The organism is Methylomonas sp. MgM2 (assembly GCF_054172045.1).
In genome coordinates this window covers 21,526-44,564 of record NZ_JBSYXO010000034.1, presented here as the reverse complement: position 1 = coordinate 44,564, position 23,039 = coordinate 21,526, and the positions used below count along the sequence as shown (strand labels likewise).

Here is a 23,039-nt window from a genome sequence, read left to right as displayed (position 1 = left end):
CTTGGATGCTGGGTTTCTCGTCGACACTGATGACCAAGGCATTCTCGGGTGGGCTCAAATATAAGCCGACAATATCCGCCGCCTTGACCGCAAATTCTTTGTCAGTACTGACGCACCAGGATCGTTGTCGTTGCAGACAAATCCCTTCCTTACGGAGCACGCGCCAAACGGCGTAAACCGAACTATCCAGGGCCTTAGCCACAACGGGACCATCCCAGACGGCTTGTCCCTTTGGCGGTGGCAGCTCAAGAATTGCCAAGACACGCTGTCGGAAATTCTCGGTGCGCCGGGTCGAGGTTCGTCCAACAACCCTAAAAGCCCCTGAGTCAGGAAACGATTTCGCCACTTGATAACCGTGTTGGCTCGGGTTTGACATTTCGCTGCAACCTCTTGGATTTGCGCCCCATCCAGACAGCCCAGAATCATCCTCGCTCGCTCGACCACTCGCGCTTCTTCCGTACGGCTTGCCGCACGTCGCTCTAACTCCGCCCGCACTTCCGCGGAACACTCAATTTTTGGGGCTACTCGTGACATTCCTCCAACATTACATTATTAGCGCTTAATAACGCAATTAAGTACTAGATAACGCCATTCGGCAGTTTCCTGGTTGATATCTTGCCATTGCATCGGACGCAGTTCGCCGGGACGTACGAAGACTAGCGGCGCTAGTTTTAAGGCGCAGACTGATGATCCTTGGTAACTGTCGATTGCTCGCAAGAGTTCGGCTACTTCGTTCAGTTCCGTGATGGCGGCAAAGTGTTCGGCTTTGGCTGGGGGTAGGGCACCTTTTAGGTCTTGGGTGATATCTCGGTCTACACGGGCAGTTGCAACGGCATAACGGAATACCTGTCCGCAGATTTGCAATGTTCGGTGGGCGGTTTCTATGGTGCCTCTGTCTTCGACTCGGCGAAGGCATGCCAGTATGTCTTTTGGCAATATGTCGGCAATCGGTTTATTGCCCAGCCATGGGAATACGTTTCTCTCAAGCATGCGCTTGGGCCGATTATTTTTGTTTCCCCAGGTTTCTACTTTTTTGTGTCTCCATTCCCTAGCAATCACTTCGAAGCTGTTTGCCGTGCTTTCGGCCCGGGCTTCCTTTACCGCTTTCCGGTTTTCTCCGGGGTCAATCATCGCGGCAACCAATTTTCTGGCTTCGTCTCGTTTCTCTCTGGCTTGTGCCAAGCCGACTTCCGGATAGGTTCCGATGGAGAGCAGTTTTTCTTTGCCGTCGAAGCGATATTTGAATCGCCACCATTTGCCCCAGCCGCTCGAAGTGGGCTTAACGAGTAGGAATAGGCCTTTTTCGTCGAACAGCTTGAAAGCCTGCCGTCTTTGGCTTTGTCGCTTTTGCGGGCGGTTCTGCATGCTGTGTCTGTTACTCCCGGTTGCCACCGGATTGCAACGAACCCCGTTGAACTTCATTGAACAATAAAAAACCCGCTAAGCCTTACAGCTTGCGGGTTTCTGAACTCTATTGAATCTGTTTGAATCAACTTATGGAGGCTGCGACCGGAATCGAACCGGTGTATACGGCTTTGCAGGCCGCTGCATAACCACTTTGCTACGCAGCCAAATCTTAAATAAAAAAGCCGCGAAATCACGCGGCTTTTTTGAGTTTGGAGCGGGAAACGAGACTCGAACTCGCGACCCCAACCTTGGCAAGGTTGTGCTCTACCAACTGAGCTATTCCCGCTTTGTTTTCGATCCGACCATTATAAATCGAAATATTACTGTGTCAAGATTTCATTGAAAATTATTGTAGATTAACAGAAGAAGTCCAACCTCTTTTCCCTTGGCATTCACCGCTGCCGGTCATCTCGACTTCGGCCCAGACCATATCTCTGTCGGTGCTATCATTTTGAGTTTGAATCAATTTCACAGGCGTGTTTTGCGGCATGTGTTTGCATCCGCCTTCACGATCCGCTTCTTCAGTATCGTCGTAAGCCGCCATTGATCCCGGAACCGAAACCAGGCGTACCGTGGCACTCGGGTCATAGGAATTGGGGTTTTTCAAGGCATAACTTTGGCCTGGAACAAGCGCTTTAGCCTGGTATACAGGTAATTTTTTATCGGAACCGCCGGACATAATCACAATCAGTAAAACCACTACAACCGCGCCGATACCGCCAAAAAAAACTTTTGGATTGGATTCTTTAAGTGCTAGTAATGTGGAAAGAAAATTGCCGGCAGCATTTTTTGCCGAAGAGCTTGCCTCGGTTGCCGGCGCTAAAGACTCGGAACTGGCGGATTCCTCGGTATTGTTTTGGTTTTCTGATTCGTTTGTGTTTTCGTCAATGCTCATGCGAATTGTCCTCTCATAGTTATTATTATGTTTAAGAAATGTGCCAAGAACGGTAAAGTTACCATGCTGATAGAACATTTCAAGCATTGATTTTGTTGTTCTCGTTCGGTTCGTGTTTTTATAAGCAAGCTACAGTTATTATGAAAGCAAAAAATTGCCGAGGGGAATTGAGATAGGCTAGAATATTAGGAAACTCTTAAATACAGGTGTTTGGTGCTCTTATGCGGACTCATTTAAAACAGCTTATGATTATTATGCTGTTGTCGGCCGGTTGCGGTGGCGCAGTGGCGGATATCAATTCCGGTACCTTTAGCTTGCAAGAAGCAATTGATTATGCGTTAGAGAACAATCCGGATATGGCCATTATGCAGGCTCGTTTAGAGCAGGCCGATGCGCAGTTAGGCGAATCATTGGCTAGTTTTTATCCGCAAGTCAAAGCCAGTTTATCCTATTTACATAGCGATAATCCTGCCCGGGCTTTTTCGATGATTATTTCTCAACGCCGGCTGGATTTGACGGTTCCGAATCCCAACCAAGCCTTTAATCATCCCGGCGGCGTCGATGACTATCGCCCTGAAGTTTCCGCCCTATATTCCTTGTTTCGAGGGGGGCAGGACTATTATCGAAAGCAGGCCGCTGAACTGGGTGTCGAAACCTCAGAATTGGAAAAGACCGCAACGCGTCATCATTTGATCAACAATGTGACGGGTGCCTTTTACGGCTACTTGGCCGCGAAGGATGCTCATGAATTAAGCTTACGATCGATCGAAGCGGTGCAAAGCGAACTGAACCAGAGTAAGGCCCGATTCGACGAGGGTACCTTGCTGAAATCGGATGTCCTATCGTTAGAAGTGCAATTGGCTGAGGCCAAGGATGTTCAAATTCGAGCGGCCAATGCGATAGAAATGGCGAAAACAATGTTAAAAACGTTGTTGGGTTTGCCGAGCGGACAAGATTTCGTCGTCCTTGAGAATGTTGATCAAGCGTTACCGCTTAGTCCGGCGGAGTTTGATACTTTATTGGACCAGGCGTTGAGTCAGCATCCGGAATTAAAAGCGGCGGAAAAACGCGTCGCGATTGCGGAACAACGGCTAAACGAAGCCGAAGCCGCACATCTACCAAAGGCGGATGCGTTTGTTGCATACGGCTCTAATAGTCCAAATCTGGCGTACAGCACGAGTCGGGATAATGTGACGGCCGGAGTCATTGTGGAAGTCGATGTCTTTTCCGGATTTGCAACACAAGAAAAGATCAAAAAAGCCGAACACGAATTAACGGCTGCGCGCGAAGCCGCACGAAAAATGCGATTACAAGTCGAAAGTCAAGTCAAAGTAGCTCGGCTAAGGCTGCTTGAAGCCTTGAGTCGGGAACAGGTCACATCAACCGCGGTTGAAGCGGCGGAGGAAGCCTTGCGTTTAGTCAATGAGCAGCGTCATGCCGGGGTAGTCACCGTGACACGGTATATCGAAGCGGAAGTGGCTCGCGATCAGGCTAAGACACGTGATATTTCAGCACGTTATGATGCCCTACGCGCGGACGCGGAATTAAAGCTCGCTACAGGCTTTTGGAATTAAGTCCACAGGATCAGACCTTATGTCAGAAAATAATTCAGTGCTTTCGTCAAATAAATGGTTGATGCCGTCGGTGGCCATCGGCAGCTTGTTGCTCATCATTTTGTTTTCTTTAGGATTTCTGGGAGGGCCGGACAAAGTCGAGCCCGGCACTGTTGAAAGTACGGGACAAAATTTACCGGCGGGGGCGCAAACCGTGCAAGTGACTGCTCAGACTGCGGCTGATGCCGTGTCGTGGCAGGGGACGGTCAGGTCTCGAACCGTCGCTAAAATTGCGCCTAAATTAAACGCCCGGGTGATGGAAGTACGGGTATACGCCGGCGATAAAGTCAAAAAAGGTCAAGTATTAGCCAAATTAGACGACCGGGATTTACTGGCCGCGTACAACGCCGCCTCGGCAGCGTTGGTTGCCGCCAAAGCGCAAGCGGCGCAAGCGAATGCCGATGAAAAGCGCACGATAGACTTATTCAGAAAAGAGGCGGCGACCAAACAAAATTACGACGCGGTGCTCGCACAGGCCAAATCGGCGCGAGCCATGGTTAGCCAAGCGGCCAGCTCGGCGCAGCAGGCTAAGGTCATGTTGGGTGAAAACCTGTTGCAGGCGCCCTTTGACGGTGTCATCAGCGAGCGTCTGAAAGAGCCTGGCGATATGGCCATGCCGGGCGATCCTGTGGTCTTAATGTATAACCCAAACGACCTGCGCTTCGAATCGGCAATCGCCAGCCATTGTTTCGAACAGGTCGATTTAAAGACGCCGGTTAAAGTACGTGTTGATGCATTGCATGAGTCTTTCGACGCTATGGTCGATGAAATCGCGCCCGATATCGATCCGCAAACTCATACCCGTCTGATAAAAGTTGATCTGCCGCCGGCCGCGGGTTTGCAGCATGGCCAGTTCGGTTGGTTGGAGCTGAGCTGTCATGCTCGGCGTCAAGTCATTTTGATCCCGGCAACAGCGGTTATACATTACGGCCAATTGCAGGCTGTAAAGGTTGTCGAAGGACAGCGCGTGCATACCCGCCATATCCGTACCGGCAAGCAGCATGGCGAGCAAGTCGAGGTATTGTCCGGTTTGCACGACGGTGAAATCATCCTCCGCAGCACTGGGTTGACTCAATGAATCAGGATTATCAAGGCGTTAAACGAGATAGCCTGACTGTTGCGATCGTTAGATTATTTACGACCTCGCATCTGTCTTTGCTGTTCCTGCTGATTTCCTTATTGGCCGGAGCCGCGGCATTGATACTTACCCCGCGGGAGGAAGATCCGCAGATCATCGTGCCGGTGATGGATGTGTTCGTGGATTATCCGGGCGCCAGCAGCGAGGAAGTGGAGAAACGCGTGACGACGCCGTTAGAGGTATTGTTGAAGCAGATTCAGGGCGTGGAATACGTCTATTCGATTTCCCGTCCGGGCCAATCCGTTGTGACCGTGCGCTATGAAGTGGGAGAGAGTATCGAGGACAGCCTAATCAAGACTCGCGACAAGCTGGATGCCAATCTGGATATCATTCCGCCCGGTGTGACCGGCTGGGTGGTCAAACCGGTCGAGATCGATGACGTGCCGATTTTGCTGTTAACGCTGTCGATGCCGAAGGCGCATGAAGATATCATGGCGATACGCCGTATTGCGGAAGAATTGATCGAACGGCTGCGCTCGATCAACGATGTCGGTAAAAGTTGGGTGGTTGGCGCCGCGCCTCGGCAAATCTCGTTACATCCCGATCCGGCCAAACTACAAGCCAGTCGGGTGAGCCTGCTGGAAATCCGGCAAGCTTTGGCACAAAGCAACTTTAACTTGCAGGCCGGAAGCCTAAATCAAGACAATAAGGAAATCCTGCTGGAAGGCGGTCCTCAATACCAAACCGCGGAGCAGATTGGGGCAACCGTCCTGAAAAAAGTCGATGGCCGCCTAGTCTATCTACGCGACGTGGCCGAGATCATCGACGGCCCGCGCGACACCGATTATTATACCCGTATCGGCTTCGGGCCGGGCGTAGCCGAAATGAAAACCGTCGGTCAAGCCGATGGGCTTTTACCGGAAGCCGGCGAAGAGCGGCAAATGGCGACGATCGCGATTGCCAAACGCCGCGGCAGTAACGCGGTCGGCGTGGCCGAACAAGTGCTGGAAATGACCGAGCAATTACACGGCACCTTGATTCCGGATGATGTATTGGTCACCGTTACACGCGATTATGGCGAAACGGCCAATCACAAGGTGAACGAATTGGTTATGCATTTGACCATCGCGATTTTGACCATCATCGTGTTGCTGGCACTGTCATTGGGTTTCAAGGAATCCTTGATAGTATCGCTGGCAGTGCCGATGACCTTCGCCGTGACCTTGATGTTGGACCTGATCTTCGGTTACACGATCAACCGCGTCACGCTGTTCGCTTTGATTTTGTCGCTGGGTCTATTGGTCGACGACCCCATCGTCGATGTCGAGAATATCCACCGACATTATAAAATGCGTAAAGAGCCGCCTTTGCAGGCCTTGCTGACGGCGGTCGATGAAATTCGTCCACCGACCATCCTGGCTACCTTTGCGGTGATCATGTCTTTTGTGCCGATGTTTTTCATCACCGGCATGATGGGGCCTTATATGGCGCCGATGGCTTTCAATGTGCCGATCGCGATGCTGATGTCCTTGCTGATCGCCTTTACCGTTACGCCTTGGGCCAGCTATCGCTTGCTGAAAGGCGATTACGGCAAGCATCACGGTGAAAGTTTCGATTTGAAACGCACCTTAGGCTTTAGGGTGTATCAAGCGATACTAGCTCCGCTATTAGCCAATAAATCCAAGGCTTTGTGGTTTTTGTTGGTCGTGTTTATTGCGTTCGTGTTGTCGACCTTGATGGCCGTTACTCGTGTGGTGCCGTTGAAATTGTTGCCATTCGATAATAAAAACGAGCTGCAACTGGTGATTGATATGCCGCGCGGATCGTCGTTAGAAACCACGGACGAAGTGGCGGCGGCATTAGGCCGTTATTTGTCTACCGTCAACGAAGTCAGCAACTATCAGAGCTACGTTGGCTTGGCCTCGCCGATGGATTTCAACGGTATGGTTCGGCACTACTATCTGCGTCAAGGGGCTTATGTCGGAGATATTCGTATAGTATTGGTGGACAAGACCATGCGCGAGCAGCAATCGCATGCGATTGCGCTAAGGATGAGGCCGGAAATCGAGCGTATCGGCAAGCAATACGGCGCTAACATTAAAATCGTCGAAATGCCGCCAGGTCCGCCTGTTTTGTCCAGCGTGGTGGCCGAAATCTACGGTCCGCCGGAAGCGGCGTACAACGACCTCATTCAGGTTTCCAATCGAGTCAGGGCCGAGCTGGAAACGGTCGAAGGCGTGGTCGATGTCGACGATTATGTCGAGGCACCGCAGGATAGATTACATTATATTTTGGACCAGGACAAAGCTGCGTTATTAGGAATCACCAATCAACAGGTAGCCGGTAGTTTGCAATTGGCGGTAGCGGGCGGCATGGCCGGCACCCTGCATATTGCCAGCGAGCGGCAACCCTTGATGATTCAAGTGCAATTGCCCAGGGCAAACCGTTCATCCGAATCCGATTTATTGGCCTTATCGGTTAAATCGGCCAACGGGGATATGGTGCGTTTGAGCGAATTGGGTTATTTCCAGCATAAACAACGCGATCAAGCTATTTACCACAAAAACCTGCGGCCGGTGTCCTATGTACTGGCGGAAATGGCAGGACGTAGTCCGGTCGAAGCCGTGTGGGATTTGGGCGATAAACTGGAAGAACAACCTTTGCCTGACGGCTACAGTGCCGAAATGGCGGGCGAAGGCGAATGGAAAATTACCGTCGACGTATTCCGAGATTTGGGTCTGGCCTTTGCCGCGGCGATGGTGATGATTTATATTCTGTTGGTCGGCCAGACCGGCTCCTTGGGCGTGCCGCTGATCATGATGATCGCGATCCCGTTGACCGTGATCGGCATCATGCCTGGCTTTTGGTTCATCAACCTGTTTTCGTCGGATGTGGGTCAGTACGCCGACCCGGTGTTCTTTACCGCAACGGCGATGATCGGCATGATTGCACTGGCCGGCATCGTGGTGCGTAACTCCATCATCCTGATCGACTTCATTGAAAACATTTACCGCGGCAATCCGGATATCAGCCTAGCCGATGCGATCGTCGAAGCCGGTGCCACAAGGCTGAACCCGATCTTTTTGACGGCAGCCTCCGCGGTACTGGGTTCGGTGATGATTGTGCTGGATCCCATCTTCTCCGGCTTGGCCTGGAGCTTCATCTTCGGCATCATCGCCTCGACCTTGTTTTCGCTAGTGGTGATTCCGGTCGTTTATTTCTTAATTAATCGGGATATGCCTAAAGTGGTTGAAGCCGAGCAATGAAAGCTTCTCGTCCACTGCGGGGCGGACTGTATTCAAACATATCAGATAGTTTGCTGCGCACACTTCCGACATACCGAAGGTGCCGCACCATTTTTTCGACAAGGTATCTTTATAAATGGGTAATAGCCAAGTTGCTAAATCTTGAGTAAAATGCTAGGTAAAATCCGATTAATAATTTTCAATGACTTATAGTGGTTCTTATGGCAGATCCTATTGTTTTTACCGATAGCGCAGCGAATAAAGTCGCTGGTCTAATTAAAGAAGAAGGCAACGATAATCTGAAGCTTCGTGTTTATATCACGGGAGGCGGTTGTTCCGGTTTTCAATATGGCTTTACGTTTGACGAAGAAGTAAACGACGACGACACCTTGGTCGAAAAGGGCGGCGTGACGGTGCTGATAGACTCGATGAGCATTCAATACCTTAATGGCGCGGAGATTGATTATAAGGAAGACTTGTCCGGCGCTCAGTTTGTGATTCGTAACCCGAATGCAGCCACTACTTGCGGGTGCGGTTCGTCGTTTTCCGCTTGATTTAGAGCATGTAAAGCCGATTCGTACGGGAGTCGTCTAAGGCTTCACGCCGTAATAATGGGATAATATTTGGTAGGCGCCCTGCATCCCTTCAATTATCAGCGCTCTTAATGGCAAACATTCGTTATGCCATTGATTGATTTTACCATCGAAATAGAGCGCCCACTCTCCCTGCCAACATTTAGCTTTTCTAACAATACTGCCGGCCATGACGGCCGGAACGTCGTACCGGGCGGAAACGCTGAGTAGATTTCTGGAATCGGCGCTCAATACGTCGCTTACCGAAATACGCTGTTGTTCTTGTAGATCAAGCATTGGAAATATAATGGGCAGCCCCTTGACTTTAGAAGCTAAAGATAACGCATTGTCCAGGTCGGACATCGTATCGGGATTATAAAACTGGCGGTTTCCGTCTTCGTCCACGACCAGCCAAACCAAGGTTTCGGGCCTGATTTCGCTCCAAATGCCGACATTGCTTTTACGCATCGCTTCGAGCAACTGATCCTGGTCGAACTCAACCCGAATCAAGCGTGCATCGCTATTAGAATGCTCGTCGGCCGCGATTAACGAATACTGAAATTGTTTGACGTAATGTTCCGCTCCTCGTAACACTTGTTGAACCGCCGGAATTTCGGCAATATCGTCAGCCACTAAAATCCGGCTCAATACGCCGTAGAGGGCTTGTCTAATCGCTAGTTCCCGGTCGGATGCGGATTGGCTGTTGGCAACCAATTCGATTTCATAAAGCCCTTTTACCTCAATCGCGACCGATGCTCTGAAAGGCAAAACCGCTAGTATCAGTGTTAGCCAAAAGCTTAGTTTGACCTGGGTAAAAATCATTGTCGAAAAACGCCCCTAACGGTGTATGAATTTGGAATATAGTACAATATCGGTCATTTCGATCTTAACTTTAGTAAGAGGCTACCATTGAGCGCAGAACAGCAAGATCGCCTGGACTATAAGAGTGCGGGTGTGGATATCGAAGCAGGCAATGCTTTAGTCGAACGCATTAAACCTATCGCGGCTAAAACCCGAAATGCCGGCGTAATGGCCGGGCTCGGCGGCTTCGGATCGCTATTTGAGCTTCCTTTGGACCGATACAAGAGCCCGGTACTGGTTTCGGGTACCGATGGCGTCGGGACGAAGTTGAAACTAGCGCTGGATTTGAATCGGCACGACACAATAGGTATCGATTTAGTGGCGATGTGCGTTAACGATATCGTCGTGCAGGGCGCGGAGCCGTTGTTTTTCCTAGACTATTTCGCGACCGGTAAACTTTGCGTTGATACCGCTGCGGCCGTTGTCGAAGGCATAGGTCATGGTTGCGAACTTGCCGGAGCCGCGCTGGTCGGTGGGGAAACAGCCGAAATGCCGGGTATGTATAAGGACGACGATTACGATCTAGCCGGATTTTGCGTCGGCATCGTTGAAAAAGATAAGATTATTGATGGCAGCAAAGTCAAGGTTGGCGATAAATTGATCGGTATCGCGTCTTCCGGGCCGCATTCCAATGGTTATTCACTGATTCGAAAAATTGTCGATCGGAGCAGCCTTGCGCTAACCGACAAGGTGAATGGCAAACCGCTGGGCGAGACTTTACTGACTCCGACCCGTATTTACGTCAAGCCGTTGTTGGATTTGATGAAACAGGTGGAAGTGCATGCGATGGCCCATATCACCGGAGGCGGCATCACCGAGAATTTGCCGCGCGTTCTGCCGCAGGGTTTGAGCGCCAAAATCGATTTATCGTCCTGGCAAATGCCTGAAATTTTCGTTTGGCTTCAACAACGCGGCAATGTCGATTTGGCGGATATGCTGGTCACCTTTAATTGTGGTATCGGCATGATCGTCTGCGTGGACGCGTCGGATGAGGCCGCAACGTTATCCGGTTTAACTCAGCAAGGTGAATCAGCCTTTAGTATTGGCGAAATTGTTCCTATGGACGGGCCCAAACGCGTGCATTACGTTTAACCATTTTGGCGTTTGGTGTGGCAAGCGATGCAGCCGAGCCTCAGTGGCTAAGTGCTGCGTGTGATAACGGGTTGAAAATGTCCCCCTTGAATCAGGGGGATCGCATGCCGTCTGTATTCGTCTGAATATAGCGATGGAAAAAGATGTCTGAAAGCTTTGTTTAAGCCAGCTTTTCCGGGTTACAAGCTCGTTGACTGGGCATCAGTTTACGGATGTCTTTAATTAAAAAGCGCTTTAATCCGCGGCCGAGTTTTTGTGCCAGTAGTGAACTGGCTTTTTCTGTGCCGATGAAGGTTACTGATTGTTTGCCTTTGCGGTATTTGCTCAGTGCTCTACGAACCGATGCGCACAAATAGCATTCAGTGCCGGGAGGCAGAGTAGCGTCCAAGTCTCTCAATAGGTGGGGGGTTATCTTATTCATAGCGTCCTCCTCTTTTCTTTCGATCAACGGTTGGCAACTCCATCGCCAAGTCGAGGTAAAAAAATGTAGACCGGTTATTTAACAAAATAACATCTATAAATTACCAAGAGAATGATAAATATCAATAAAAGTTTTATCAGTCTTTTTTATACGCATTTGACAAATTATAAAACGCGTTGTTTTCAAATTCGGATCCTGATTCTGAGCGCCATTTGGTGCATAATTCTCTCATTTGTTTCATTCCGGACAACGATATGCAAATAGCGGAACATTATGCAAAACCAGTGTTTGGCAAGCTGGGCGGATATTTTCAGCGTGTCAATGACTTTAAAGAAACCTTCAACTTGCGTTGGGGCAGGATTGAGTTCGATATGTTTCATGGCGTGTCTGCCAACTTGAAAGTCATTATGAAGGTTTATCGTAACGGCGTCAGTGAAACCTATATTGTCGATACGGAACCTTTCGATATCCAGTGGGATAGACATAAGCGAGCAACGCGCGATTTTTTTGTTCTGCCGTTGTCCAGCCATTTCGGTAAAATCAATTGCATTAAGTTTTCGTTTATAGTCCATCTCGGCGAGCATTCAATACCGTCGCGTAACGAATACATCTTTATGGATTGGTATCAGTTGCAGGATGGTCACCATCAGCAGCGTGCGCTTACCGATGAACACTCCACTCCCAACAATTATCGTACCTACGAGTTAAATGCAGGGGAGTTGCAGGCGGACGTAGACTGGTACAACCATCATTTTGAGTCGTTAAATCTAATTCCGAAATTTACTAAGGGTCAGCAATATCATCCTTACCATCCTAAGCGTTTTATTCACGATCACATCGATAAAGTGATCATGGTCAAACGCGATAATCCTAACCGTTTATGCACGATCAAAGTTAGCGTCGATTGCATAGACGACAACGACTTTGCCAATCATTTGATACATGCTAGTCATCAGGGCGTGTGGGTCCAATGCGTGGTTGATTGGCGAAAAATGACACTAACCAACAGTCATTCTTACGCCAACCTGAAACGCTCAGGTATCGAATTGATTGGCGTGTTTTGTACGACCAAACATCACTTGATCGAAGTCGAGCCGGACATGCATACCAAATTCATCATTTTTAATGATGAAGATGCCATTCTGGGTTCATTTAATATTACGTTTGACCGGTGGTGGGCCAACTGGGAATCGGGTATGACCTTCCATTCCAAGGGAGTTTGCCGATTGTTGGATAATATTTTTCAAAGTCAGCGCGGCGGCGTGATCCAAAAATACGGGGTTGACCCGTTGAGCCCTTTCAATTTGCTGTATACCTTTGGCCGGCATACCATGGCCAATGGCATGATTTATAAACCGCATCATGCGATTTTAGGCGAGATTCACCGCGCTCGGCATTCGATCAAAGTCTGCCTGTTTTTAATCGGCGACTTGCTTGGCGATCATCAAGACAGCGTCGTCAATGCATTGATTCAAGCTAAAGAGCGTGGGGTCTATGTACATCTTTTATTCAACGGCCACTTGGCGCGGCAAGGTAGGGTAGGCGTCGAGCGGCCTATGCACGAAGAATTGAACCGTCCTTTGCTGCCGGCCGTGCAACGCTTGAAATGGGCGGGTATTCCGACCGGTTTGGTTTACGGTCAGGACGATCTCCCTGTGCCGTATTCGCCCATACATTCGAAGTATTGCATCATAGACGATTATATCGTCATCGACGGCAGCTTCAATTGGTATAACACATCCGTGTTTTCTCACGATTTGATTGTAGTGGCGGCAAATCATAACGTGGCAAAACCGTATTTGTACGAATTCGATCAAATACAGCGTTCATTCAGAGTTTTTTATTAGGGCAATAGGATAGGGGCGTTGCCAAGTTCGTTAGGGTTGGCGGCATCGCAAGCCGGAAAGTGTCGCTGAAGAAGCTTAGTGATAGCATTAATGCCCTCTATAACACCGCTTTCGAATTCGCCGTTCCGGAAACGGCTTTCCATGTCGCGGCATATGGCTTCCCATTCTGTTGCGCTTACTTTGGCGTTGATGCCGCGGTCGGCGATGATTTCGATATCGCGGTCGGCCAAAAGCAGATAAATCAAGACGCCTGAATTATGCTCGGTGTCCCAGACCCGACACCGTGAAAAAATTTCGATCGCTTGTTCCCTCGCCGTGACGCCTCGCGATAAATCGCCAAACTCTAACGCGTTTTCGACGACAAAGCGCAGTTCGCCCAGGTGCGATCGCTCGCTCTCGGCGATTGCTGATTCTATGGCCTTCAGGCTCCGTTTGGGAAAGGCCTGCCGAATAAGCCAGGGTGGCCTAAAAAGGTGCCTAAATATTCTGACGATTCGCATTTACCACCTTCCTGACGCGCCGCCGCCACCGAAGCCGCCGCCACCTCCCGAAAATCCACCGCTGCCGCCGGAAAATCCGTTCCCTCCGAATCCGCCGCCGTATCCACGATGAAATCCTCGGGGATTATTGCCTTGGGCAATTAGGAAAGCTACGAAGCCTAAAAAAACGGCAAAAATCAAGCCGCCGCCTAATAGCCAAACCGTAAATGCTACGAAACCGCTGTTGACTAGACCGCCAAAAAACTTACCGAGTAATATACGGAACAGGCCACCCGTGATAAGCGCAGCAAACAATAACGGCACGAGATATTGTTCCAGACTTCCAGCCTTTGTGTCTCTTGTTTTGAGTTCGGGTAACGGTTCTCCGCGAATTAAGCCAATCAGCCGATCGACGCCCGCATCGATTCCGGCGGCAAAATCGCCTTTGCGAAAATAAGGAATCATAACGTCGTCAATGATGCGTTTAGCCAATGCATCCGGAATTGCGCCTTCCAAGCCATAGCCGACTTCGATGCGCGTAATTCGATCGTTTTTAGCGATCAGCATCAGCACGCCGTCATCGACGTTCTCGCGACCCAAACGCCACCGATCAACCACTCGTATGGAATATTGTTCTATGGTTTCAGGCTGTGTGGTCGGTACGATCAACACAGCAATCTGGCTGCCTTTTTCGTGCTCGAACGTCGCCAAGCGGCTTTCCAGGCTTGCTTGCTGCTGAGGTGTCAAAGTGTTGGTCAAATCGGTCACGTGGCGTTCAAGTGCCGGTATCGGTACTTCGGCACATGCCGCAATTTGCCAAACGAAAGCGATGATCAAAGCCGCCGTCATGCGCGGCCATGAGCGGATTTTGGCAATCATGTTAGTTTCCGAAATCGACGGTCGGCGCCGTGGAGATGGCTTTTTCGTTTTCGACGCTGAACGAGGGCTTGGTATGGTAGCCGAACACCATTGCGGTTAGATTGCTGGGGAAGGAGCGTACCGTGATGTTGTATTCTTTGACTGCTGCAATATAGCGGTTCCGTGCCACGGTGATCCGGTTTTCGGTCCCTTCCAACTGCGCTTGCAAGTCACGAAAATTGGCATCGGCCTTTAGCTGGGGGTAGTTTTCAGCCACCACCAAGAGGCGGGATAATGCGGAAGTCAATTCACCCTGCGCGGCTTGGAATTTGGCAAAAGTCCGTTCATCGTTAATGAGTTCGGGTGTGACTTGGATGCCGCCTACTTTCGCACGCGAAGCCGTCACTGCCTCCAATACTTCTTTTTCATGCCCGGCATAGCCTTTTACCGTGTTAACCAAGTTGGGTACGAGGTCGGCGCGGCGCTGATACTGATTGAGGACTTCGGCCCAGGATGCGTTGATTTGCTCGTCCTGGGTCTGAAAGGTGTTATAACCGCAGCCGGACAGAGTGAATGTCAAAAACAAAACAATGATGCTTATACGCTTATGCATGAACGGCCCCATCAGTGCCTGGAAAATGAAATTAGCATAATACACATGCGACCAAACGAAATGAACGCCATGGCGCAATGGTGTTCATTTTTTTAGCATGGCAGCAACTGCCTATGTTTTCGCAGTCAAAAATTTTCCCAGTTTTTTATCGAATTGCGAGGTGTGCATCACAAACCAGTCGAATAAGAACACCACGATTGCTTCCAGGTTGATCCTGTCATCAGAATAAGCCTGCATCCTTTCCTGCAGACTCACCAGCAACTCGGCGTGCTTTTGTTGATGCTCGACATAGTCCGGATAACCGACTCTTAACATCAGATTCTCTTCACTGAAAAAATGAAAATCGATGAACTTTTCCACTTCTCGCAATAATCGCATACACCAATCCTTAGGTTCTTGTCGGTCCAGGGCTTCAGCGACATTCCGAATTAAATCCAAAAAAATACGATGTTCGCGGTCGATTCTGAGATTTCCAGTTTCAAATTTTTTTTCCCAAGGAATATCGATAGCCATAAATCTGCCTCGGATGCTTCAAGATAACACTACGGTCGAACGGATCGATAGGACCCAATAGGATCGGCCCCCAAAGTGCCGACCAATGATTCCAAGTATTCCGAGCTTTTCATTTTGTTCAATTTTTGCTTAGCCTTTTCATATTGCTGTTGCAAATTCAAATCTGCGACGCGCATTGCATGGCGGTTGTCACGTAACAAGCTGTCGAGGCAATCGACATGGCGTTGCCATAAGGCAATATCCCTTTGTTGTTTAATCGTTAACCGCTCATGATACCAATCGCTTTTTAGCAAATAATCGCGAGTAAACATAGCCCGAATCTGAGGATGATGGGCATCCATTCCTTGGTAATGGCCGTTAGCCATGATATGTAACAGCGCGTAAAGCGGCGGACAGGCGTCTTCGATGCTGCCATCGTCGAGATATTGTTGGGCCACGCGTTGTTGGGTTTCGACGATATTATGTACGCCGTCCACGAATACGTCTAAGTCTTGCAATTCCGGCTGCAAAATCTCGTCGGTAAATACGGCGTAAGGATTATCGAAAATTTTACCCATCAATCCGTGTACGAAATGACTCGTGATGCGATAGCCCAGGCGACTGGCTAATACGATGCGCCCGTTGTGCTCAAAGTCGTTTAGCGGTTCCAGAAAACCATGTTGCAGCAAATATGCCGGCTCCCGCTCCGTTGGTGACAGCCGGGCCCAGATCTCGGGAATCAACAGGCTAATATCGTGATCGATTCGTACATTCGGGCCGATATAGCCCGCCGAACTGGAAAAACCGGGGTAACCCGTCAATATGAACGACACCAGTGCGTTATTGAGGTCTGCTGTCGGACGTAGCGCGTTAAAAGGTCCTTTGGTTAATGCGCCCTCGCTACCGGCTCCTGTAGTTGAAGGCGACTTACCCGTCAAGGAGCAGACGAAATCCATGAACAATTCCGGTAATTCTTGGTAATGGATTGGGTTATAGACAGCCAACGAACGGATGAGGCCATCGGGCGGATTATTGCGCCGCCCGGTCAATACCGCATCGACTGCATGACACAGAGGTTCGTTTAACGGAATTTTCCGATGTAGGCGCGCACCTATTTCAGCCACGTATTTGCGCAGGGGGTTGACCAAGTCGACACGCGTTTCAAGATAGCGCGGATTTTTTGAAGGTTTGCCGTTCACTATACGGAAATGAGCGGATGACACGACATAAGGGTCATGCTGTTGGTAGGCGGCCTCCAGCAGACGGCGCATCGGCTCGGTAAACTTGGAAAACGTCATTACATCTTCGACGACATCGGACAATCTGGCGTGATCCAGCGGTTCGAAATTGGCCATGAAGTTGCCGGGTTCCGACATATTCGCTTCGGTTTGTTTGTCGTAGCCGGGAATAATGGCATCGTCTGGGCGTTGGAATAAGCGATATTCGCAGTTGGTTACCAATTTGACGCTGTGGGGATGAGTATCGGATTTGGTCAGCCAAGGTTTTATGGCGTTTGTGGGCACGACTACCGACGCGCTAATGTCGTCTTCCATCTGCACTTTTTCGCAGGCCAGATAATCCTGCCTGACCTTGAACGTGCGCCAGCCGCCTTCTTGATCAAAGCCAACCCGCAAATAGGTCGCTACGATTTTGCGATGCCCTAGTTTCAATTCATGTCCCGGGGCGCCATCGATGATGTCGACCGACAGGTGATCACGCCAGCGATCGCCCCATTCACTGCGATAGAAGCGCTTGATTAAAAATACCAAGGCTAAAATACTGGGCGGGATAGACTTTAACCAGGCGTTGAATTCAGGCGTATGATGCGGCGACGGCGTCAACAATTTAATGACCGATCCCAGACTGCGTTCTTCGCTCAGTACGGTACGGCTTGGCGCGTGGTCTTCGTATTCGTGTCCAGGCAAAAAGCGGCCTTTGCTGTAATCCTTATCGAAGATGGCTTGCACCAGATCTAGATCGCGTTGCAGATCATCGACGAACAATGGGCCATAAATGACTGCATCTTCGATGGACTTGGAGATTTCTGACTTGCCGCCGCCTGAAACGGTGCAAGGTTTATGACAGAAGGTGCCTTCGGCCACAGTGCCGACTAAACGCCAGGACGGAGCGCCCGGGTGTTTACGCATTTCGATTTTATAACCGTTGGGTTGAATATAAATTTTGTCAGGCTTGAGACGAATACTATGACTTTGGCCGTTTCTGACCCAGGTGATTTTTTGGGTATTCAAATTCATCCGTAAGTCTTGAGGCACATAGACGATTTCCGGAAAATGCTTGTCGATAGCGTAACCTTCGGGTTGGATTTCCATAATAGCACCGTAGCGGTATGCCATTTCGTCAAAATCGTAGCCGGGTTCGCGTGTGCGATTGCTGACGCCGAATTCATCGCCATGATTGAAACGCCTGAATGCCAAAGCGCCGCCTGCATGCTCCTCTTCGGCCAGGCCGAATAAATTGGCGGCATAGCTAATCTGAGTTTTGATTTCTTTTTTGCAATAGCCGAAATAATTATCGGCCAGGAGTGTGACGATTACCCCCGTTGTATCGCGTGCGGTCAGTTTAAACGCTTGGCCGTTGTTATACAGCTCGTCCTCTTGTTGCCAACACATGCCGTCGGCGCGTTGACGCTCGGTGGCATCGTTCCAGTGAGGCAAACCGACTGCCTTCTTGGTTAATTTGGTCAGATGCGGTGCTAGAATGACACAGCCGCTGTGGCCGGTCCAGTGATCGATATCAAGCGCGGCATCGCATTCAGGTAAAGCGGGATTTCCGCCGTTGCCGAATATGCTCTCGACGAAGTCCAGATTACTGACCAAATTACCTGGTGCAAAAAAGCGAATTTCCATGGATTTTTCCGGTTCGATGCCTGGAATTTCAGGGCAAACAATCGGACGCAGCAACAGCGAGGCAAACATATGGGCGGGATGTTCTTGCTTGGCTGTAAATGGCACAAGCAGCAGGTCTGGCGGCGGATTTAGCGCTTGCCCAAGCATTTTCGCGAAGGTTAGCTTCGGAACTTGTTTCTTATCCCCTGGGACGGGGAGACCGCCTTCGGCGATGTGAAACGATCCTTCCGTCGTGCGCCGGTCGCTGGTGGGGTTGTGCAAAACGCCTTGTTTGACGCGGTAGCTTGATACGATCTCCGAGACGAATTCGTTTGCTCCTAAGGGTATGGATAACTCACGGGCGACGCCGTGGCGATCTAACTCGAAGGTCATTGTCGGTAAGGCTGGAATGTTATCCAAGCCAAGATCGGCTAAATAACGATCTAAAAAAGTTTGAATACGGCGATCGGAAGGGTAAAGGGACGAGCCGGCCAATTGCCGGTTTTTTTCTAGATAACTATTTAGCAAATCCTGAGCGGTATCCATGAACGCGGCCGATTCCGGATCGATGCAAGTCGGCTGGCCGCAGGATGCCAATTTTAGGTTGATATAAAGATGCAATTGTTGCCTGACGCTGTTTTGATCTAAATGCTCTGCACCTAAACCCAGTGCTCTTAGCTTGTCCATATTGCCCCCAAAACGTTAGTTGCTTGACAGTCTCATGATATAGCAAAGTGGCCTGTTATCGCAGTATAGATATGGCCAATGCCGCTTCAAAACGGATCCCGGTTTCGATAATCCGGTTCTAACCCGCTTTATAAAGGCGATGACGTATCGATCTGTAGTTTTTATATGTTCGGACTCGATCTTCCGAATGTAGAATTAAATGGAATGTGAAAATGTTAGCTCACTCTTAACCGGAAAATCCCATGTCGCACGATAACTCAATCAAAGCCATTGCTTACGCTTTTGTCGCCAATTTAGGTATTGCCATCACCAAAACCGGTGCTGCTATTTGGACGGGTTCAGGCTCGTTACTCGCTGAATCGATTCATTCGTTTGCCGACTGCGGTAACCAAGTGCTTTTGTACATCGGTATGAGACGTTCGTCTCAATTAGCCACCGTAAAGCACCCGATGGGGTTTGGGCGGGAATCCTATATTTGGTCAATGATGGTGGCCATTACTTTGTTTTCGGTCGGCGGCTTATTCTCGATTTACGAAGGCTGGTTGCGCCTTGGCGAACTCCATTCCGTGGAAAATGCAGGGATCGCCATGTTGATATTGCTGATTGCGCTTGCAATGGAAGTCTTTTCATTAAAAGGCGCGCTGAACGTATTGCAAGATGAAAAAGGCGGGCGGAACTTGTGGCAATGGTTTAAAGGAACCCACTCTAGTGAGCTAATGGTGGTGGTTGGTGAAGATTTGGCCGCTTTGGCGGGGCTGATTATTGCCGCATTGATGCTCGGTTTAACTTTATTAACCGGAAACGCCGTTTATGACGCTGTCGGCTCGATTCTCATTGGCATCTTGCTGGTGATGGTCGCATGGCTCATAGGGCGCGAGGTTCATTCTTTGTTACTGGGCGAAGCCAACATGGAAATCCGTGATGCCGTATCGGATTATCTTCTGCAACAATCAGTCGTATTAAATGTACTCAATATTTGGGCTATCAATCACGGCCAACAAGTCATGATCGCGATTAAAGCAGAATTACAACCACACTTGACGGTATCCGAAGCAGTGGACGCAATTAATTCCATGGAACAGCAAATCAAAGCTGCGCATAAGCAAGTGAAATGGATATTTTTTGAGATCGATAGCGCCGATTGAATTTGATTTTTCGGGATACGAATTATTTGCTTGGGAATTAACCTCGCTTAAGGTGACACTTCAATTCCCAATCGTTCTATACGCGACCGCACAAAAGGTACCTGTGCACGTACAAACGTATCGGTAAGATGCTGCGAGTCCCGAAACACAACCAAATCATTTGCATTTAAGGCAGAGCACTGCGTGTCCGGACATTCTAAATCATTAAGATTGAGCAGCTTAACATTCGGCAGGCCGTCGGTAGCTCGATTCAAATAGCCGACGACTCTGTTTATTTGTTCAGCGTTCGAGATCGGTTCCGCACATATTTGAGGATCTCTTTTTTCTATGCCTAATATAGACGATAAGTTTTGTTCTAGGCAGCTCGGCCCATCGAATGACAGCGCATAGGTGCCAGGCAATATAATCACGTTTTTGGACATTTGGCTTAATCGAGAAAAGACTCGTTTAGAGCCGGCGATCCACTGGTTTTCCGAGAAATCATAAGTAGCCGCATTGCCTGCAATAATAATATCCGGCCGAAGTGAGTTTAGATACTCCAGGCTCGCATCACGCCACTGGGCACATATTGTATAAACCTTGCCTATGCGAGTGTAGAAAAAGTCCTCATCAACCATGGGACATGCCGACTTAGTTAATACAATAGTACGCCATTCTGGATATCTAAATATTTGCGGCAAAAGTGAAAACCATTGTGCCAAGACACTATCTCCAATTAGTGCCACTGTTTTTGTATGATTATTATCTCCAAATAAACAAGGTTGAACATTTGAATTGGCATACCAAGCGTCGCATCCCATGCTATAAATGATAGGCAAATCAGCACGAGCTTTATTAACAAACGATGCTGCTTGCGTTTCACTTTTATTGCGAGCGGATTTTAAGTAATTTTGAAATCCAAAAACCAATAGAAGCATTGCAAGAAGCGACGTTAATATGACCAACCTCGGTTTAGCATTACTAAATCGGCCTTTCCAAAAAGGCAGTTCAATATAACGATAACTGAACACTGCCATCAAAAAGGAAAAAGTAACCAATCCTGTAACTTTATCTAGTCCTGAAGCGATGCCGATCGATGAACCAATCATCAAAACCGGCCAGTGCCATAAATACCAAGAATAAGAACGATCTCCAATCCAAACTAATGAAGGATGTGTTAGTGTTCGACTGATAACATTACTTTGATTTACATATCTAGCTGAAATTAATAATAGAGCTCCTATCGAAGGCAGTAAGGCCCAAGCTCCAGGGTAGGTCATACTTGAATGAAAAAAAGCAGCGCTTCCTATGATTAAACCTATTCCAATCAAACCGGCACTATTTTTCCAAAATGATGGCAAATATAGTGGCTGCCATGATTCGAAGCGGTGTCTATTTTTTTCAAGCCAAATATAACAAAGTGCCCCCAGTGCGAATTGCCAGATTCTGGATGGCATCATATAAAAAGAAAAAATAGGATTATATACTTTCCAATATTGAGATAATCCAAAGCTAAATAAGAATAAAAACACAAGAATGCCAATAAACTGTAATTCCCATCGGCCGGTGGAATCTATTTTATTGCAAAATAAAAACGAGAGTACTATCAGTATGGGCCAAATCAAATAGAATTGTTCCTCCACACCTAGCGACCAAGTGTGTAAAAATAAATCTTTATTTTTTAGCTCTGCAAAATATTCGATTGTGGTAAACGAAAAAAATAAATTACTACTCCAAGTAGTAGCAAAATTTACAGATGCGGCTTGTTGCGTTAATTGAAAATCCGAAAGCAATAATGAACTGCACACAACAACCGTCACCAGCATGATAAAGAGAGCAGGGAATAGTCGTTTTAATCTTCTGGCATAAAAATCAAGCATATTGATTTTATTATTTTCGTTATGCTCTCGAACCAATAGGCCTGTAATTAAATATCCCGATAAAACAAAAAATACATCTACCCCTACAAATCCCCCAGGAAGAAACTGAAGTCCAGCATGATTCAATACAACAAGAATAATGCTTATTGCACGAATACCCTGAATATCGGGCCGATATGAAAGTTTTTTGTTGTGTGTCATTGGATCGTTAGCTAGGCGAAAGCCGCGGATGAGCCGTTTTTTTAAGAAAGTCTTAATAGTAGTTTAAAAACCGCAATTCGACCTGGAAATCAGCAAAGACCGAATAGTAAGTAGGCTTGGTCGAACGATGGCGCTGATCGATTTGTTTTAAGTAAATAACCGCTACAAGCTGCGTGGTTTGGTCGGTATAGCCGAAGTGTGAGTAATGGGACGATCGGCTTGGCAGCGATTAGATTCTATTCCGGCGGGTCGGTACATGGCCTAGCGCTAGTCACGGGCAGAAAATCAGGAATAGTTCAGCATCGTCAATGGGAAGATATCCAAACAAAATATCGATTCCGGATCGCTTATTGGCCGCGATCAAAAATGGCTGGAATTGTCGTTAAACCAAAATGACTCCGATGACGAGACTGATTATTATCCTTCTTGCCGGTTTCGGGGGTTCGGTTTTTCAGATGGTTGGCGTTTGAAACGGAGTCCAAAATAATACGAATGGCGTCCCCACGGGGGTTCGAACCCCGGTTACCGCCGTGAAAGGGCGGTGTCCTAGGCCACTAGACGATGGGGACATGGACTGTTTAACGTAATGCAATTAAGTGCTTAATGTCTGTTTAGTAATGGTGGCGTCCCCACGGGGGTTCGAACCCCGGTTACCGCCGTGAAAGGGCGGTGTCCTAGGCCACTAGACGATGGGGACCCAGACATTAAAACAATCAACCACATTGGTGGAGCCAAGCGGGATCGAACCGCTGACCTCTTGCATGCCATGCAAGCGCTCTCCCAGCTGAGCTATGGCCCCATAGTTGAGACCGCGCATTATACAGGCAA

17 protein-coding genes, 5 tRNA genes and 1 pseudogene are annotated in these 23,039 nt (G+C 48.7%); 7 read left to right on the top strand and 16 right to left on the bottom strand.

What is annotated here, in order from left to right; genetic code table 11:
- From ACW73I_RS18940 to ACW73I_RS18920, 5 genes and pseudogenes are all read right to left on the bottom strand, one after another.
- A pseudogene (locus ACW73I_RS18940) lies at positions 1–534 on the bottom strand (helix-turn-helix domain-containing protein); the annotation flags it as partial.
- An 18-nt stretch (positions 535–552) separates the two neighbouring features.
- Positions 553–1,365 (bottom strand): tyrosine-type recombinase/integrase, encoded by an 813-nt coding sequence (locus ACW73I_RS18935; RefSeq protein WP_458030995.1) that lies wholly within the window; start codon positions 1,363–1,365, stop codon positions 553–555.
- Between the two features lie 132 nt (positions 1,366–1,497).
- Positions 1,498–1,571: transfer RNA gene (locus ACW73I_RS18930), tRNA-Cys, on the bottom strand.
- 46 nt (positions 1,572–1,617) lie between these two features.
- Positions 1,618–1,693, bottom strand: a tRNA-Gly gene (locus ACW73I_RS18925).
- 60 nt (positions 1,694–1,753) lie between these two features.
- A complete protein-coding gene (locus tag ACW73I_RS18920; RefSeq protein ID WP_458030994.1) occupies positions 1,754–2,389 on the bottom strand; it encodes a hypothetical protein in 636 nt (211 codons plus the stop codon).
- Between the two features lie 134 nt (positions 2,390–2,523).
- On the opposite strand from ACW73I_RS18920, the gene ACW73I_RS18915 reads away from it, so the two are divergent.
- From ACW73I_RS18915 to erpA, 4 genes are all read left to right on the top strand, one after another.
- The gene (locus ACW73I_RS18915) at positions 2,524–3,876 is read left to right on the top strand and encodes a TolC family protein (protein WP_458030993.1); all 1,353 of its coding nucleotides are present in this window, start codon (positions 2,524–2,526) and stop codon (positions 3,874–3,876) included.
- Between the two features lie 19 nt (positions 3,877–3,895).
- Positions 3,896–4,993, top strand: coding sequence for an efflux RND transporter periplasmic adaptor subunit (locus tag ACW73I_RS18910; protein ID WP_458030992.1), 1,098 nt, complete (start codon positions 3,896–3,898; stop codon positions 4,991–4,993).
- Positions 4,990–8,259: an efflux RND transporter permease subunit gene (locus tag ACW73I_RS18905; RefSeq protein ID WP_458030991.1), complete on the top strand. Its 3,270-nt coding sequence runs from the start codon at positions 4,990–4,992 to the stop codon at positions 8,257–8,259. The genes ACW73I_RS18910 and ACW73I_RS18905 overlap by 4 nt, the downstream gene beginning before the upstream one ends.
- 200 nt (positions 8,260–8,459) lie before the next feature.
- Positions 8,460–8,792: an iron-sulfur cluster insertion protein ErpA gene (gene erpA / locus ACW73I_RS18900; RefSeq protein WP_458030990.1), complete on the top strand. Its 333-nt coding sequence runs from the start codon at positions 8,460–8,462 to the stop codon at positions 8,790–8,792.
- Between the two features lie 36 nt (positions 8,793–8,828).
- Here the strand turns inward: erpA and ACW73I_RS18895 are convergent, their stop codons facing one another.
- The gene (locus tag ACW73I_RS18895) at positions 8,829–9,632 is read right to left on the bottom strand and encodes a DUF2066 domain-containing protein (protein WP_458030989.1); all 804 of its coding nucleotides are present in this window, start codon (positions 9,630–9,632) and stop codon (positions 8,829–8,831) included.
- An 87-nt stretch (positions 9,633–9,719) separates the two neighbouring features.
- Between ACW73I_RS18895 and purM the strand changes: the two genes are divergently transcribed.
- Positions 9,720–10,763, top strand: a complete 1,044-nt coding sequence (gene purM / locus ACW73I_RS18890; protein ID WP_458030988.1) for a phosphoribosylformylglycinamidine cyclo-ligase — start codon at positions 9,720–9,722, stop codon at positions 10,761–10,763.
- Positions 10,764–10,923: 160 nt separating this feature from the next.
- Here the strand turns inward: purM and ACW73I_RS18885 are convergent, their stop codons facing one another.
- Positions 10,924–11,184 (bottom strand): hypothetical protein, encoded by a 261-nt coding sequence (locus ACW73I_RS18885; RefSeq protein ID WP_458030987.1) that lies wholly within the window; start codon positions 11,182–11,184, stop codon positions 10,924–10,926.
- 254 nt (positions 11,185–11,438) lie between these two features.
- Between ACW73I_RS18885 and ACW73I_RS18880 the strand changes: the two genes are divergently transcribed.
- Entirely contained in the window at positions 11,439–13,031 is a 1,593-nt protein-coding gene (locus tag ACW73I_RS18880) for a phospholipase D-like domain-containing protein (RefSeq protein ID WP_458030986.1), read from the top strand.
- On the opposite strand, the gene ACW73I_RS18875 is transcribed toward ACW73I_RS18880, so the two are convergent.
- From ACW73I_RS18875 to ACW73I_RS18855, 5 genes are all read right to left on the bottom strand, one after another.
- Positions 13,028–13,531 carry a TPM domain-containing protein gene (locus ACW73I_RS18875; RefSeq protein ID WP_458030985.1) on the bottom strand — a complete coding sequence of 168 codons (504 nt, stop codon included), beginning with the start codon at positions 13,529–13,531 and terminating at the stop codon, positions 13,028–13,030. The genes ACW73I_RS18880 and ACW73I_RS18875 overlap by 4 nt on opposite strands.
- Positions 13,532–14,389 (bottom strand): TPM domain-containing protein, encoded by an 858-nt coding sequence (locus ACW73I_RS18870; protein WP_458030984.1) that lies wholly within the window; start codon positions 14,387–14,389, stop codon positions 13,532–13,534.
- A gap of 1 nt (position 14,390) precedes the next feature.
- Positions 14,391–14,981: a LemA family protein gene (locus ACW73I_RS18865; RefSeq protein ID WP_458030983.1), complete on the bottom strand. Its 591-nt coding sequence runs from the start codon at positions 14,979–14,981 to the stop codon at positions 14,391–14,393.
- Positions 14,982–15,092: 111 nt separating this feature from the next.
- Entirely contained in the window at positions 15,093–15,494 is a 402-nt protein-coding gene (locus ACW73I_RS18860; RefSeq protein ID WP_458030982.1) for a bacteriohemerythrin, read from the bottom strand.
- Between the two features lie 29 nt (positions 15,495–15,523).
- Entirely contained in the window at positions 15,524–19,006 is a 3,483-nt protein-coding gene (locus ACW73I_RS18855; RefSeq protein WP_458030981.1) for a hypothetical protein, read from the bottom strand.
- A gap of 242 nt (positions 19,007–19,248) precedes the next feature.
- On the opposite strand from ACW73I_RS18855, the gene ACW73I_RS18850 reads away from it, so the two are divergent.
- Entirely contained in the window at positions 19,249–20,151 is a 903-nt protein-coding gene (locus ACW73I_RS18850; protein WP_458030980.1) for a cation diffusion facilitator family transporter, read from the top strand.
- Positions 20,152–20,198: 47 nt separating this feature from the next.
- Here ACW73I_RS18850 and ACW73I_RS18845 read toward each other — a convergent pair whose 3' ends face one another.
- From ACW73I_RS18845 to ACW73I_RS18830, 4 genes are all read right to left on the bottom strand, one after another.
- Positions 20,199–22,211: an acyltransferase family protein gene (locus ACW73I_RS18845; RefSeq protein ID WP_458030979.1), complete on the bottom strand. Its 2,013-nt coding sequence runs from the start codon at positions 22,209–22,211 to the stop codon at positions 20,199–20,201.
- Positions 22,212–22,704: 493 nt separating this feature from the next.
- Positions 22,705–22,780 (bottom strand) — tRNA-Glu (locus ACW73I_RS18840).
- 52 nt (positions 22,781–22,832) lie between these two features.
- Positions 22,833–22,908: transfer RNA gene (locus ACW73I_RS18835), tRNA-Glu, on the bottom strand.
- Between the two features lie 26 nt (positions 22,909–22,934).
- Positions 22,935–23,010 (bottom strand) — tRNA-Ala (locus ACW73I_RS18830).
- Positions 23,011–23,039 lie beyond the last annotated feature (29 nt).

Bases quoted from the DNA above. Each gene is read 5' to 3' on its own strand.
- ACW73I_RS18855 (WP_458030981.1), bottom strand. From the start codon at position 19,006: ATGGACAAGCTAAGAGCACTGGGTTTAGGTGCAGAGCATTTAGATCAA.
- ACW73I_RS18845 (WP_458030979.1), bottom strand. From the start codon at position 22,211: ATGACACACAACAAAAAACTTTCATATCGGCCCGATATTCAGGGTATT.
- ACW73I_RS18920 (WP_458030994.1), bottom strand. From the start codon at position 2,389: ATGCTTGAAATGTTCTATCAGCATGGTAACTTTACCGTTCTTGGCACA.
- ACW73I_RS18875 (WP_458030985.1), bottom strand. From the start codon at position 13,531: ATGCGAATCGTCAGAATATTTAGGCACCTTTTTAGGCCACCCTGGCTT.
- ACW73I_RS18905 (WP_458030991.1), top strand. From the start codon at position 4,990: ATGAATCAGGATTATCAAGGCGTTAAACGAGATAGCCTGACTGTTGCG.
- ACW73I_RS18880 (WP_458030986.1), top strand. From the start codon at position 11,439: ATGCAAATAGCGGAACATTATGCAAAACCAGTGTTTGGCAAGCTGGGC.
- ACW73I_RS18895 (WP_458030989.1), bottom strand. From the start codon at position 9,632: ATGATTTTTACCCAGGTCAAACTAAGCTTTTGGCTAACACTGATACTA.
- ACW73I_RS18935 (WP_458030995.1), bottom strand. From the start codon at position 1,365: ATGCAGAACCGCCCGCAAAAGCGACAAAGCCAAAGACGGCAGGCTTTC.
- ACW73I_RS18915 (WP_458030993.1), top strand. From the start codon at position 2,524: ATGCGGACTCATTTAAAACAGCTTATGATTATTATGCTGTTGTCGGCC.
- ACW73I_RS18910 (WP_458030992.1), top strand. From the start codon at position 3,896: ATGTCAGAAAATAATTCAGTGCTTTCGTCAAATAAATGGTTGATGCCG.
- ACW73I_RS18870 (WP_458030984.1), bottom strand. From the start codon at position 14,389: ATGATTGCCAAAATCCGCTCATGGCCGCGCATGACGGCGGCTTTGATC.
- ACW73I_RS18885 (WP_458030987.1), bottom strand. From the start codon at position 11,184: ATGAATAAGATAACCCCCCACCTATTGAGAGACTTGGACGCTACTCTG.
- ACW73I_RS18865 (WP_458030983.1), bottom strand. From the start codon at position 14,981: ATGCATAAGCGTATAAGCATCATTGTTTTGTTTTTGACATTCACTCTG.
- ACW73I_RS18850 (WP_458030980.1), top strand. From the start codon at position 19,249: ATGTCGCACGATAACTCAATCAAAGCCATTGCTTACGCTTTTGTCGCC.
- ACW73I_RS18860 (WP_458030982.1), bottom strand. From the start codon at position 15,494: ATGGCTATCGATATTCCTTGGGAAAAAAAATTTGAAACTGGAAATCTC.
- erpA (WP_458030990.1), top strand. From the start codon at position 8,460: ATGGCAGATCCTATTGTTTTTACCGATAGCGCAGCGAATAAAGTCGCT.